Origin of the sequence: Halomonas binhaiensis (assembly GCF_008329985.2) — a bacterium.
GTDB classification, from domain to species: Bacteria; Pseudomonadota; Gammaproteobacteria; order Pseudomonadales; family Halomonadaceae; genus Halomonas; species Halomonas binhaiensis.
This window is the reverse complement of sequence record NZ_CP038437.2, coordinates 2,268,473-2,282,147: the sequence shown is the minus strand read 5'-3', so window position 1 is coordinate 2,282,147 and position 13,675 is coordinate 2,268,473. Positions and strand designations below refer to the sequence as shown.

The 13,675-nt window shown below is 56.0% G+C and carries 10 protein-coding genes; 8 read left to right on the top strand and 2 right to left on the bottom strand.

The genetic code is table 11. The features are described from left to right. Positions 1-36 precede the first annotated feature (36 nt). On the top strand, positions 37-4,122 hold the full coding sequence (gene tamB / locus E4T21_RS10020; RefSeq protein WP_149284860.1) for an autotransporter assembly complex protein TamB: 4,086 nt from the start codon (positions 37-39) through the stop codon (positions 4,120-4,122). Positions 4,123-4,412: 290 nt separating this feature from the next. Here tamB and E4T21_RS10015 read toward each other — a convergent pair whose 3' ends face one another. Beyond that, entirely contained in the window at positions 4,413-5,360 is a 948-nt protein-coding gene (locus E4T21_RS10015; protein WP_149284859.1) for a LysR substrate-binding domain-containing protein, read from the bottom strand. A 277-nt stretch (positions 5,361-5,637) separates the two neighbouring features. Between E4T21_RS10015 and rhmD the strand changes: the two genes are divergently transcribed. The 7 genes from rhmD (at position 5,638) to E4T21_RS09980 (ending at position 12,925) form a co-directional block, all read left to right on the top strand. Then, entirely contained in the window at positions 5,638-6,822 is a 1,185-nt protein-coding gene (gene rhmD, locus E4T21_RS10010) for an L-rhamnonate dehydratase (RefSeq protein ID WP_149284858.1), read from the top strand. A 162-nt stretch (positions 6,823-6,984) separates the two neighbouring features. Continuing rightward, entirely contained in the window at positions 6,985-7,314 is a 330-nt protein-coding gene (gene rhaM, locus E4T21_RS10005) for an L-rhamnose mutarotase (protein ID WP_149284857.1), read from the top strand. Further along, positions 7,311-8,210, top strand: coding sequence for an amidohydrolase family protein (locus E4T21_RS10000; RefSeq protein WP_149284856.1), 900 nt, complete (start codon positions 7,311-7,313; stop codon positions 8,208-8,210). The genes rhaM and E4T21_RS10000 overlap by 4 nt, the downstream gene beginning before the upstream one ends. Before the next feature lie 38 nt (positions 8,211-8,248). Next, positions 8,249-9,019: an L-rhamnose 1-dehydrogenase Lra1 gene (locus tag E4T21_RS09995; RefSeq protein WP_149284855.1), complete on the top strand. Its 771-nt coding sequence runs from the start codon at positions 8,249-8,251 to the stop codon at positions 9,017-9,019. A gap of 68 nt (positions 9,020-9,087) precedes the next feature. After that, positions 9,088-9,891 carry an aldolase/citrate lyase family protein gene (locus tag E4T21_RS09990; RefSeq protein WP_149284854.1) on the top strand — a complete coding sequence of 268 codons (804 nt, stop codon included), beginning with the start codon at positions 9,088-9,090 and terminating at the stop codon, positions 9,889-9,891. A gap of 67 nt (positions 9,892-9,958) precedes the next feature. Further along, the gene (gene aldA / locus E4T21_RS09985) at positions 9,959-11,395 is read left to right on the top strand and encodes an aldehyde dehydrogenase (RefSeq protein WP_149284853.1); all 1,437 of its coding nucleotides are present in this window, start codon (positions 9,959-9,961) and stop codon (positions 11,393-11,395) included. A 174-nt stretch (positions 11,396-11,569) separates the two neighbouring features. After that, a complete protein-coding gene (locus E4T21_RS09980; protein WP_240349353.1) occupies positions 11,570-12,925 on the top strand; it encodes a GntP family permease in 1,356 nt (451 codons plus the stop codon). A 138-nt stretch (positions 12,926-13,063) separates the two neighbouring features. On the opposite strand, the gene E4T21_RS09975 is transcribed toward E4T21_RS09980, so the two are convergent. Continuing rightward, positions 13,064-13,504: a DUF302 domain-containing protein gene (locus E4T21_RS09975; RefSeq protein WP_149284851.1), complete on the bottom strand. Its 441-nt coding sequence runs from the start codon at positions 13,502-13,504 to the stop codon at positions 13,064-13,066. Between the last annotated feature and the right edge of the window lie 171 nt (positions 13,505-13,675).

Sequence of the window (13,675 nt, the reverse complement as noted above, 5' to 3'; positions counted from 1 at the left end):
ACAAGACTTTCCCTTTTTGCCTGACGAGAGCCCCAAATGAGAACAGGACGACTACTTTGGGCCCTGACCCGGTTGGCAATTTTCTTGCCTTTGACGCTGGCCGGGCTGGTACTGCTGCTGGTGGGCCTTGTGCTCAGTCCCTGGGGCACCAAGCTGGCCCTGGAACAAGCGGCCCGAATGGATTTGCTGTCATACGAAAGCGTTGAAGGCGCTCCTCTGGATACCTTCGACCTGAAGGGTTTTCGCCTGAAACAGGGCAGTCTGAGAGTGGCAATTGACGACCTCCACTTGTCTTGGGCAGAGGATTGTCTGCTGAAAGGGCGCCTGTGTCTTGACCAGCTGTATGTCGATGGCGCGCAAGTGCGTATTGGCAAAGGCCAGGCTGAAGAGGAAGCCGAGCCAGTAGCTGAGCAACCGGCCGGAGACATGGCTCAGGTGCAGTTGCCGTTCCCTGTCGAGCTGCGTGATATCAAGGTGAACGATGTCGCTGTGCATATGGCCGATGGCACGCAGCTGGCCTGGAAGAACTTCACTACCGGCGTAGAAGCAGAAGGCAATACGGTGAATGTGCTGCCTACCCACCTGACAGGACTACGCCTGACGCTGCCGTTGACACCGGGTGCCATGCTGGCCCTCAGCGCTGCTGAGCAGGAAGATGACATCCTGACGGCCGAAGCTATCGATGCGGCCATTGTTGTACGTTCGCCTCTGCCCAGCAAGGTGGCTGCCGAAGCACAGGGTGTTGCTGCGCTTCCTCTCGACAAGCGACCACGTATCGAGCTGCCGGAGATTACTCTGCCAGTGGCCGTGGAAGTTCCTGAACTACTGGTCGAGGACGTCGCCATCAATGGTGCGATGGACTATGGCGTGAAGCGCTTGGACCTGAACCTTCATGCCAGTGGGCAGACTGTCACCATCGAGCCACTCTCGGTGAACACGATAGACGCAGATGCCAACCTGCAGGCCGAAGTGACCTTGAGTGACAACTATCCGCTGATGGCGCGCCTGGATGCAGACCTGTACCTGCCCGAGCGCTTTCCTGCACTTGATGGCGAAAGAGTCAAGCTGGCCCTGGATGGCAACCTGGCAGAGCTCAAGGTAGACCTGGACCTGACCGGACCGGTCGAAGCCCAGCTCGATGCGCAATTGGATGCCCTGGACCCCACATTGCCATTCGAATCGACCTTCAAGAGCCCGAAACTGCAGTGGCCACTGCCAGGCATGGAGCTTGACGGACAAAGTGCCAACAGCGAAGGACAACAAGACGCAGACAGCGAAGGACAACAGGACGCAGGCGAAGAGCAGCAGGCGCCAGAGGAAGGGCTGAAAAAGACGGCTGAAGAACTCACGCCTTGGGTAGCCACGGATATTACCCTTTCTGCCAAAGGGTCGTTGATGGATTACCAGACACAACTGGAACTGGATGCCGAAGGCCCGAGCCTGCCGACAACGCACCTCAACCTGGATGGCCAGGGTGACCTCAAGCACTATCGCTGGAAACCGCTGGAAGTGACCATGGATGCAGGTCATCTGAAAACAGAAGGCGGCGTCAACTGGGCTGAAGGTCTGGATGTTGAGGCCAGTCTGGACTTCAATGGCATCAATCCTGAACCCTTTGTCGAAGGGCTCAAGGGTGATCTCGATGGCCAGGCACAGCTCAATTTCAATCAGACAGATGAAGGCTGGCGGGTCGCTGTCTCAGAGTTGAACATCAAGGGCGAACTGGATGAACGTCCGCTGACACTCAATGCCAAAGTGTCCGGCGACAGCAACATGCGCTGGAACATTGAATCTCTGGATTTCCGCCAGGGCAGCAACCGTATCACTGCCCAGGGGCTGGTCAGCCAGTCAGCCATGGATATTGCTGCCAAGCTGGACTTGCCTGACATGGCCAGCCTCTACCCAGGACTTGATGGTCGTCTCCAGGGTGACATTGCGGCCAATGGCAGTCTCAAGGCTCCAGAACTGGATGTGACCCTGGCCGGTGATGGCGTGGCTTTCCAGGATAACCGTGTCGCCAAGCTGTCTCTGGATGGGCAAGTGGCCGGTATTGACGATCCCCGGCTGGATATCGTGCTCAATGCGCAGAATGTCGAGGCAGGAGGCCAGAGCTTTGCCGATATTGATCTAAGTTTAAAGGGACTGTTGTCCAAGCATCGCCTGGAACTCAACGTCGATGGCAGTGAAGATGGGCCGTTGAACCGTCTTGCCCTGGTGCTTGACGGTGCCATGAACAAGGCTCGAGATCGCTATCGTGGCACTCTGTCTCCGTTGGAAGTGGATCTTCCCCAAGGCAATATTGCCCTGGACGATGCACTGGCCTTCGATGCCAACCTGACGCAGTCCTCCGTGAGTACAGAACCCTTCTGCCTGCGTCGACAGCAGGGCGGTGCAGTGTGCTTCAACGAAGGCGTGGAAGCATCACCGGATCGCGGTCGAGTGGTTGTCGAAGTCGATGAGACCCCCATGGACCTGATCAATGGTGGCCTGCCGGAAGGTTGGCGCGTTGATGGCAGCACTGAGGCCAAGGTGGTCGCAAGCTGGTCGGCTGGCGGTAGCCGCTGGCAGGCCCAGGCGGATCTCGACAGCGAGGTCGAGATTGCTGGCCGCGATGCCTACGGGCAGGAATGGAGTGTGCCTGCGACCACACTGACGCTTGACCTGGATGCCAGTCAGTCGCGTATCACCAGCGCTCTCGAGCTTGGCCTGGCCAACAGCGGCTCCCTCAAACTGGATCTTGCTATCCAGGATCCCATGGGAACAGGTGCCCTGGATGGTCGCCTGGCGATCAATGAAGTGCGCCTGGCACCTTATCGTCCGCTGGCGACGGGGCTCGATGAACTGGAAGGCAGCCTCAATGGCCAGATTGCCATCTCCGGCAATCGTGCCAACCCCCAGCTCAACGGTAACCTCAACCTCTCCGGGCTGCGCGTTCACGGTGCAGATATCCCGCTGGTGGTCACCGATGGGGATGTCTCCATCGCCCTAAATAATGACAATGCCAGGATTTCCGGTTACGTCGATGCCGAGGAAGGGCGCCTGAATATTGATGGCACCGCATCCTGGCCAGGCGGCAGTTGGAAGGCCCAAGTAGCATTGAATGCCGAACAGGATCCTCTGTTGCTGTCCATGCCCGCCTATGGTCGCTTGAAGGTTGCCCCTAACCTGACCATTCGTGCCAATCCGGAGCGCCTGCAAGTACGTGGTGACGTTCGCGTGCCCTGGGCACGCCTGGAAGTCGGCAAGGTTCCGCCTTCAGCGGTGACACCCAGCAGTGATGAAATCATCATTACCAAAGAGATGGATGAAGCTGCCAAGGCGGCGGAAGAAGAGGCCAGGAAAGCAAGGGCATCGGGTGAACCTACCGCGCAATCCATGGCCAAGGCCGGCATGGCGATTGATATTCGTATCAGTCTGCTGCTTGGACCCGACATGCTCCTGGAGGCCTACGGGTTGGAAACAGGCCTGGAAGGAAAACTCGATGTGCGCCAGGTCAATGGGCCGCTGCAGCTGTTCGGTGATGTCAATCTGGTTGACGGCCAGTTCAAGGCCTACGGCCAGGATCTGCAGATTCGCGAAGGCAAGATCATCTTCAGTGGACCATCAAGCCAGCCACTGCTCGATTTCGAAGCTATCCGCAACCCGGCCAATACGGAAGATGGGGTGATTGCTGGCCTGCGGGTTACCGGCCTGGCTTCATCGCCGAAACTCGAAATCTTCTCTGAACCTTCCATGGAAGAGTCAAGGGCGCTGTCCTATGTCCTGCGCGGTCGTGCGCCGGAAGACGGTGGTGCCGGCAGTGCAGTGACAACGGCATTGATCGGCATGACGCTGGGCAAGACCGGTGGTGCCGTGGGCGCAGTGGGAGAAGCCTTTGGTATCGAGGATCTCAGTCTTGATACTGCCGGAAGTGGAGAAGACAGTCAGGTGGTGGTCAGCGGCAAGGTGACCGATCGTCTGGAAGTCGGTTATGGCGTAGGTGTGTTCTCGCCGATTGCCGAGCTGACATTGACCTACCAGCTGTGGCGCAACCTGTATCTGCAAGCTGTCTCCGGCGCTGCACAGGCAGTAGACCTGATCTACACCTTCAGCATACCGGGACATCCTCCCAGGCTGGAGTGAATCATTGATTGACTGACAGGCCCGGCCAGGCTTCCTGGCCGGGCCTGAGACTGCTGACAAACTACTGCGCTCGGCCCTGCGGCGTGAGCCGGAGCGAAGCGGAGTCAACAGCCAAAGGCTGACCCGAAGGGCGAGCGAAGCGAGTCAAACCATCTCAAAATGCTCATTTACACCTTGTAAACTGCGCTTTCTCGCTGGATTTTGCCTTGCCTGACCATCGCTCGTGACTTTTGTCAGCAGCCTCGCATTTGTATCGAACCATGCTTTCAGAAATCTTTTGAGAACAGCCATCAGGTGATCTGCCGCTGGCGGGATTGCTGCAGCCTGAGCAGTTGGCAAAATGCTCGTGCAGGTTCGCTGAGCGGGGAATCCTTGCGTGTCAGAAGGCCAAATGGCGCCAGGGCACGGCCAAGTTTCAGGGGGAGGGAAACAATACCGCCCATGGCCAGATGCTCTCGCAATACACTGCGCGACATCACCATCAAGCAATCACTCTTCTGGACCAGCTGCAAGGCGGCAAAGATCGAACCACACTCGATCACATCCCGAGGCGACACCAGCCCGGAATCTTCCAGTTCCTTCTCCAGTGCCTGGCGTGCAGGTGTACTTACCGGCTGCAACAACCAGGGCCAGTTATCGAGCAAGTCAGCCAGGGCGGGAAGGTCGCCGGACGCCAGTAGAGGATGATCCTTGCGCACTACGGTCAGCAGTGTCTCGTTACCTAGTGGCTCGAAGTCAAACTGATTGTGCTGCAATGCACTGGCATAGCGCGCGATAGCCAGATCGATCTTGCCCTGTTCGAGCTGCTCGGCAAGTTGATCACTGGTTTCGCCCATCACGCGGATCTGCAGCAAAGGGCGATCGCGCTTGAGACGGATCACCGCATCAGCGACCAGATCTGGGGCGGCCCCCATGATGGTACCTACGGTGAGCTGTCCGCGACCGCCAAGACGATGGCGATGCACTTCTTCCGAGAAACGATCAAGACGAGCCAGGGCATTGTCGGCAAAGTCGACGACCATTTCTCCCAGCGTGGTCGGAATCATGCCCCGGGAGGTGCGCTCGAATAACTGGCAATCGAAGGCTCGCTCAATTTCTCCGAGCATGCGTGTTGCTGCAGGTTGCGACATATGCAGACCGATGGCGGTCTGGTGCAGATTTCGGTGCCGCCCGAGAGTCGACAGCATCAGCAAATGTTTGTAGCGCAGGCGCCGCAACAGATTGTGGTAGGTCTCCATGCATTCTTATCCGTCTATTGATAACTAAATTTTATGGCAGCGAATGCATGCCCCTTTCCTAGACATTGGTATAACACCAGACATTCAGAGGAATAGTCTCCTATCTCGCATGTTGGGCAGATACGCGCCTTTCATCCAAGTGATAACCAAAAGGTATCACTAGTGCCGACATTGTCATTGGTTTTCGAGGTGCCATGTCGGCTACAACCTCTACAGCCTTTTCGTTATTTCAACGACCACTCAATACACAGTCATTAAATACAAGCGGGAGAACGCCATGAGCGAGGTTCGCATCAAGGAGGTCCGTGCCTATACCGTACGCGGCGGTGGTGCTGATTATCATGATCAAGGAGAAGGACACTGGATCGATGGCCAGATCTCGACACCCATGAGCAAGTATCCCGAGTACCGTATGAACCGCAGCAGTTTTGGTCTCAATGTACTCGGTACGCTAGTGGTGGAAGTAGAAGCCAGCGACGGCAATGTGGGATTTGCCGTTACCACAGCGGGTGAAATTGGTGCCTTCATCGTCGAGAAACATCTGGCCCGCTTCATTGAAGGGCGCAAGGTCACCGAGATCGAAAAGATCTGGGACCAGATGTTCAACGCCACTCTGTTCTATGGGCGCAAGGGCGTGGTGATCAATACCCTTTCGGGTGTCGACCTGGCGCTATGGGACCTGCTCGGCAAGGTCCGAGGTGAGCCCGTACATGAGTTGCTGGGAGGGGCCGTGCGTGATGAGCTGCAGTTCTACGCCACTGGAGCAAGACCGGACCTGGCCAAGGACATGGGCTTCATCGGCGGCAAGATGCCCCTGGTGCACGGCCCGGCAGAAGGTGACGAGGGACTTGCTCGCAATCTCGCACAGTTAGCGGATATGCGTACCAAGGTCGGGGAAGACTTCTGGCTGATGTATGACTGCTGGATGAGCCTGGATGTCAATTATGCGACCCGACTTGCCCAGGGCGCCCAGGAATTTGGCCTCAAGTGGATCGAGGAAGCTCTGCCACCGGATGACTATTGGGGATATGCCGAGCTCAAGCGCAATGTGCCCAAAGGCATGCTGGTCAATACCGGGGAGCATGAAGCGACACGCTGGGGCTTCCGTCTGTTGATGGAAATGGACTGCTGTGATGTCATCCAACCCGATGTGGGTTGGTGCGGCGGTGTCACCGAACTGATCAAGATCTCGGCGCTCGCCGATGCCCATAACAAGCTCGTCGTTCCACACGGATCATCGGTGTACAGCTATCACTTCGTCATCACCCGGCACAACAGCCCATTTGCCGAATTCCTGATGATGGCTCCCAAGGCCGATGAAGTGGTTCCCATGTTCAATCCCTTGCTGCTGGACGAACCCATCCCAGAGCAAGGGCGCATGAAGGTTTCTGCACTCGACAGGCCAGGCTTCGGTGTTCGCCTCAACCCTGAGTGCGCTCTACATCGCCCATATATTCACTGATACTTATATGTATTGGCTCTTATATGGCACTGATACTCATATCGCCATTAACACTTATCGCCATTGATTCTCTTCCGAGCAGAAGCAGGCCTGGATGGATAGTAGATGGGTGGGTAGTAGAGGGATGAATAGTAGATTTGTCATCAGGGAAAGGACTACACCATGCTGATTCGTACTTTTCGCATGACCTTGCATCCAGGGCAAGAGGCTGAATACCAGCGTCGACATGACCAGATATGGCCGGAGCTCAGTGAAGCATTGAGAAGGGCGGGCATTCTGGACTACCGGATCTTTCTCGATCGGGAAAGTCTCGCCTTGTTTGCCGTCATGCAGTTACGTGATGATCACCAGGTCGACAGGCTGGCCGAGCGAGAAGTGATGCAGCGTTGGTGGGATTACATGGCAGATATCATGGCCACCCATGACGATCATTCGCCGGTCACCGTGCCGCTCGAGGAGGTGTTCACCTTCCTGCCTGTGGAGTCAACATGAGCAGCCCCTTTCAAATCATCGATCCCCATGTGCATTTCTGGTCGCTGAAGGAGAACAACCAACCCTGGTTGGCGGATCCCCAGCCCAACCTGCTGGGAGACTATTCCCCCATGGCGCATGACCACCTGCCCCAGGACCTTGTGCAGGCAAGTGGTGAAATCGAGGTTCTGGCTACCGTTCATGTTGAAGCAGACGCCACTGACCCTATCGCTGAAACACGCTGGTTGAGCCGCCTGATGGAGACAGGGGAAAGACTGGCTCCCAGTGCTCTGGTCGTGGGTGTCGATCTTTCCCGGGATGATGCCGAAGCCGTTCTCGACGAGCACATGTCACTGAGCACCAGCGTACGTGGCGTACGGCAGATCCTCAATGTGCACGCGAATCCGCTGTTCGACTATGTCGGCCGGCATTACATGCATGAGAAGCTTTGGAAAGACCATTTCGCACTGCTGGCTGACAGGAACCTGTCCTTTGACCTGCAGATTTACCCCAGCCAGATGGCAGAAGCCGCGACACTGGCTCGTCAGCATGCAGACACCCAATTCGTGCTGAATCACGCAGGCATGTACGTGGATCGCACGACATTGGCCGGTTGGCAGGATTGGCGTGATGGCCTCCGTCTGCTGGGACAATGTCCCAATGTCAGCATCAAACTCAGCGGTTTTGGCATGCTGGATCATCATTGGACCCCGGAATCGATACGCCCCCTGATCTGGGAAGCGATCGATGTCTTTGGGGTGGAGCGGGCCTTGTTCGCTTCCAACTTTCCAGTGGATGGACTTTACGCCAGCTATACCCAGCTTTGGCAGGCATATGCCGACATTGTCTCGGGTGTCTCGAAGCATGAATTCGCCCGGCTTTTCCGCGATAACGCCCGCAGCCTCTATTGCTTGTAGACATCACATCAGATTCCACGGAATACAGGAGAAATGACATGTTGCTGAATGACAAGAGTGTCGTGATCACGGGAGCTTCACGCGGCATCGGCCGTGCTGCAGCCCTGGAATGTGCACGCCAGGGAGCCAATGTCGTCATCGGATACAGCGGCAGTGCGTCAAGCAAGTCACAGGTGGACGAATTGATTCGTGAAATCGAACAGCTAGGGCGGTCAGCCGTGGCCGTTGGTGCGCCTGCAGAGGATGCAGAAACCGGAGACAAGCTGGTAGCAGCAGCAGTGGAGCACTTCGGTGGCGTTGACGTCTTCGTCAACAACGCGGGCATCTGTCCTTTCCATAGTTTTCTCGACATGCCCCGGGAAACCTACCTGAAGACCGTGGATACCAACTTGAATGGTGCCTACTTTGCCGTTCAGGCAGCCGCTCGGCAGATGCAGCGGCAGGGTAGAGGCGGCGCCATCATTGCAGTGAGTTCCATCAGTGCCTTGGTTGGTGGCGGCATGCAGACCCATTACACGCCAACCAAGGCCGGATTGCTCTCGCTCATGCAGTCATGCGCCATTGCACTGGGGCCATACGGAATCCGCTGCAATGCCGTGCTGCCAGGAACCATTGAGACCGACATCAACAAGGATGACCTCAGCGATAGCGAAAAGCGTCGCTACATGGAGCAGCGCACCCCGCTGGGACGCCTGGGTAACCCCGAGGATCTCGCAGGTCCCATTGTATTCCTCGCGTCTGACATGGCCCGCTATGTCACGGGAGCTTCACTGCTTGTCGACGGTGGCATGTACGTCAACCTTCAGTAACTCGTCCTTTCACTCATCTGGCTGCCTTTCCAGTATTTTCTGCAAGGCAGAAAAGAGGATTCCGCGTCATGAAACTTTCCGTCAACACCTTTCGCGCCGGACTTGTCGAGGAGCGAGTGCAATATGGCATGTGGGTCGGCTTCGCCAGTGGCTATGCCGCAGAAATCGAAGCTGGCCTGGGTTATGACTGGTTGCTGATCGATGGTGAGCATGCGCCTAACAACGTGGCCACCATCCTGGCCCAGTTGCAGGCCCTGGCACCTTACCCCAGCTCTCCTGTGGTGCGTTGTGTCAATCATGATCCTGCACTGATCAAGCAATTACTGGATATTGGCGCCCAGACCCTGATGGTTCCCATGGTGGAAACTGCTGAACAGGCAGAGGCTCTGGTGTCGGCCATGCGCTATCCCCCGCACGGCCGACGTGGCGTTGGCGGAGGGCTGGTTCGGGCAACACGCTGGGATGACATCAACGACTATCTTGCCATTGCTCATCAGGAGCTATGTTTGATCGTTCAAGTGGAATCGGCAGCAGGTGTCGAGAATGCCGCCGCCATTGCGGCGGTAGAAGGGGTCGATGCGGTATTTATCGGCCCCGCCGATCTGTCATCGGCATTGGGTAATCCCGGCAATCCTGGGCACCCGGATGTTCAACAAGCCATTGCTTCGACCATTGCCACCGTCAAGGCTGCGGGCAAGCAGGTGGGCATCCTGGCGCCTCAGGAAGATGACGCGCACCGCTACATCGACCTTGGCTGCACCTTCGTCGCCGTTGCCATCGACATCAGCCTGCTGCGCCAGGCCGCCCGCGAAGCCTTGGCACGTTTCTCAAGTGGCGCATTACCCCCTGAAACTCCTTCGGCACTGTATTGAATCGAATTGTATTGAACCGACAGGCCCACGCCATCCAACACACAATGACAATGAAAGGAGTCACGCCATGAGTTCTCCGACCAGGTACCAGAACTACATCAACGCAGCCTTCGTCGACACTGACGAACATCTCGAAGTCCGTAACCCTGCCAATGGCGACCTGCTGTCTCTGGTGCCTGAATCCCGTGCCAGTGACGTTGAAGCCGCCATTGATGCTGCGCATAGCGCAAAGAAAGCCTGGGCAGCACTGCCAGCCATCGAGCGTGCCGGCTATCTACGCAAGATTGCGGCCCGTATTCGCCAGGATGTCTCTGGACTGGCCAGGATGATCAGTGCTGAGCAAGGCAAGGTGACAGGCCTTGCGGAAGTAGAGGTCAATTTCACAGCGGACTACCTGGACTACATGGCGGAGTGGGCGCGACGCATCGAAGGTGAGGTGATAGAAAGCGATCGTCCCAATGAAACCATCATGATGCTGCGCAAGCCATTGGGTGTTATTGCGGGCATCCTGCCATGGAATTTTCCGTTCTTCCTCATTGCCCGGAAGATGGCTCCTGCCTTGGTCACTGGCAATACCATTGTTATCAAGCCCAGCGAAGAGACTCCCAACAACTGTTTTGCCTTTGCTCGCATCGTGCATGAAATCGGCTTGCCGAAAGGTGTCTTCAATGTGGTCAGCGGGGCAGGCCGGGGTGCTGGAGAAGCACTGACAGGCAGTTCCCGTGTCGACATGATCAGCTTCACCGGGAGCGTAGCGACAGGGTCGCGCATCATGGCCCAGGCGGCCCCCAATCTGACCAAACTGAACCTGGAGCTTGGGGGCAAGGCGCCCGCCATTGTGCTTGATGATGCGGACCTTGATCTGGCCGTCAACGCCATACGTGCCTCCCGAATCATCAACACCGGGCAAGTATGCAACTGCGCGGAAAGAGTGTACGTGCACCGTTCCATCGCAGGAGACTTTATCGACCACATGGCAAGCGCCATGGCCGCCACGACCTTTGGCGACCCTCTGGCGGAACCTGACGTCGAGATGGGTCCATTGATCAACCAAGGTGGACTCGACAAAGTGGAACAGATGGTGAAGACCGCGATGGAAGAGGGGGCGGAGCTGATCACCGGAGGAAGGGTGGCTGAACGGGGTAAGGGCTTCCACTATCAGCCCACCGTCTTGTCAGGCTGCCGTGCTGACATGGACATCATGCGCAGGGAAATCTTTGGTCCAGTGCTTCCCATTCAAGTGATCGATGACCTTGATGAAGCCATTGCACTGGCCAACGACTCGGAATACGGCCTGACATCTTCCATCTATACCCGCAGCCTGGCCAGTGCCATGCGCGCCTGTCGGGAAATTGATTACGGCGAAACTTACATCAATCGCGAAAACTTCGAGGCCATGCAAGGCTTCCATGCAGGGGTGCGAAAGTCCGGCATCGGCGGTGCCGATGGCAAGCACGGCCTGTACGAATATACCCACACTCAGGTCGTGTATCTGGAAGCCTGAATTCAACTCAGACGATCTCCACCAGTCAGCAGTTCTTCCGTTCCGTTATTCTCCTGACACATAACTGACGTGGCAGGCGAGAGAGGCGCAGCCCAAGGCTGTGTCCGGGAGAGCTGTTGCCCCTATTTTCCTGCATGGGCATGTTCTTGAATGGACAAGTCCGGGGAGCTTTCCATGGAAATCATGCATCTCACCATCGCGATTGGGCTAATTCTCGGCCTGATTCTCTATTTCAAGCTCAATCCTGCCATCAGCCTGGTCATGGGCAGCCTGTATCTGGGGCTTGCCATGCATCTCGGACTATCCGAAACGGTGTCAGCCATTGGCAGCGGCTTTGGCAATATCATGGCAGCCATCGGCTTGCCGATCGGGTTCGGCGTCATCATTGGCCAACTGATGAGCGACTCCAGAGCCGCCCACCGAATTGCTCATAGCCTGGTCGCCATGGCCCCTAGGGGTAGTGGGCTTTATGTATTAGGGTTGACAGGGTTTTTGCTGTCGATCCCTGTGTTTTTCGATGTCACCTTCGTGATTCTGATTCCATTGGGCGTCGCCCTGGCACGGACATTGGGCAAACCACTGCCTTATGCTGTTGGAGCTCTCGTCATCGGGGCCGCCACCTCCCATACCATCGTGCCTCCCACGCCCAATCCATTGGCCGCGGCATCCATTCTGGGATTCGATATTGGGGTGATGACCTTTGCCGGCCTGGCGGTCGGCCTGGTCACTGCCGTGGTGGTCATGAAAATCTATTTCACCATTCTGGATATGGGGCTGTGGCAGCCGGAAAAGGATCAGATTGCCGGCGTTTCTGTTGCAGATGATGCCTCTGCGGAAGCTCCTTCGCAGCGCATACCGCTGTGGATGGCCTTGTTGCCAGTGCTGCTTCCCATCCTGCTGATTCTATCGGGAACGCTCTATGGTTACTGTCAGCAGCTTGGCGTATTGGCCGGTGATGAACTGCCTGATTCTGTTGCTTTTTTCAGTGATCGCATTGTTGCCCTGATGGCAGGAGCTCTTGCAGCATATGCTGTTGCATCGCGTGAAATGGACCGCACCCAGCGTGACGAGAGCGCCACCCGGGGCCTGCAGACGGCGGGGCTGGTCCTGCTGGTGACTGGTGCCGGAGGTTCTCTGGGCAAGGTGATCCAGGATACCGAGATCGGCACCCGCCTGGTCGAAAGCCTGTTCCATGAGAGTCAGTCTGCCATTGGCATGGTCCTGCTGGCCTATGGCTTGGCCGCCGTTTTTCGGATTGCCCAGGGGTCAGGCACCGTCGCCGGCATCACCGCCATGACCATCATGGCCGGCGCTGCCAACATTGGTGTCGTCGATCCGCTATGGATTGCACTGGCTGCGCTTTCCGGAGGCATCAGCATTGGCCATGTCAACGACAGCGGGTTCTGGATCACATCGCAACTGGCAGGTTTCAGCATACGTGGCGGCTTCAAGACCTACACGCTGGGCGAGGCCCTGGTATCGCTGGTGATTCTGACTATTGCGCTGCTGGGGGCCACTTTCTGGCCCTGACACTGCCTGGTTGTCATGCGATCAGAATGCTGGTTTGAAGTCATCAAGAGCACCAATTTCTGTCTGATCAGATACCAAACCAAACGGGTATCCATAATGGATACCCGTTGAACACTTACTGTACCAAAATAGATATATTTACTCTTGCACAGCTTCTTCAACCCAACCGGGAAGAAGATCATAAATAGCCTGAATAGCACCATCGCCGCCATTCAGGTTGTAATGCTCGTTCATGTAATCAATATCGACTGTCTTTAGCCAGACTTTCCCAGACTCATCTTCCCAAATGATCGTCTTTATCGGCAGTTGCTCCATCGCCATGATATTGGTACTCAGCAACTTCCCAACCAGTTTACTATTCTGGAAGAAGACTGTCTCCGCCGGAAGAATACTGTGCCCTGAGATCTTGGCAACAGCTTGTTGATCGATACGATCATATTTCAACACCTCAGGATATCGATCAACCACAGCCAGCAGCCTATCGACTGTGACCCTCACGGAATATGGGCTTTTCCATTTCCAGTGATTGGCTTGTGCTTTCTTTAATAGCTCGGATTTATTAAAATTCTGATCTTCCATTTTTCTATCCTATTCAATAAAATTTGACAAAAACATATGCATGGAGAACATCATACAAGATATTTTAAAAGTTGTTATTTATAGAAATAATAAAGTCATTTAACATCATAAGACTCCACTTTTTTATTTAAATTATTATCTCAATGGCAAAGATGAATAAGAGATTAGTAT

Bases quoted from the DNA above. Each gene is read 5' to 3' on its own strand.
- rhmD (WP_149284858.1), top strand. From the start codon at position 5,638: ATGAGCGAGGTTCGCATCAAGGAGGTCCGTGCCTATACCGTACGCGGC.
- aldA (WP_149284853.1), top strand. From the start codon at position 9,959: ATGAGTTCTCCGACCAGGTACCAGAACTACATCAACGCAGCCTTCGTC.
- E4T21_RS09980 (WP_240349353.1), top strand. From the start codon at position 11,570: ATGGAAATCATGCATCTCACCATCGCGATTGGGCTAATTCTCGGCCTG.
- E4T21_RS09975 (WP_149284851.1), bottom strand. From the start codon at position 13,504: ATGGAAGATCAGAATTTTAATAAATCCGAGCTATTAAAGAAAGCACAA.
- rhaM (WP_149284857.1), top strand. From the start codon at position 6,985: ATGCTGATTCGTACTTTTCGCATGACCTTGCATCCAGGGCAAGAGGCT.
- E4T21_RS09995 (WP_149284855.1), top strand. From the start codon at position 8,249: ATGTTGCTGAATGACAAGAGTGTCGTGATCACGGGAGCTTCACGCGGC.
- tamB (WP_149284860.1), top strand. From the start codon at position 37: ATGAGAACAGGACGACTACTTTGGGCCCTGACCCGGTTGGCAATTTTC.
- E4T21_RS10015 (WP_149284859.1), bottom strand. From the start codon at position 5,360: ATGGAGACCTACCACAATCTGTTGCGGCGCCTGCGCTACAAACATTTG.
- E4T21_RS10000 (WP_149284856.1), top strand. From the start codon at position 7,311: ATGAGCAGCCCCTTTCAAATCATCGATCCCCATGTGCATTTCTGGTCG.
- E4T21_RS09990 (WP_149284854.1), top strand. From the start codon at position 9,088: ATGAAACTTTCCGTCAACACCTTTCGCGCCGGACTTGTCGAGGAGCGA.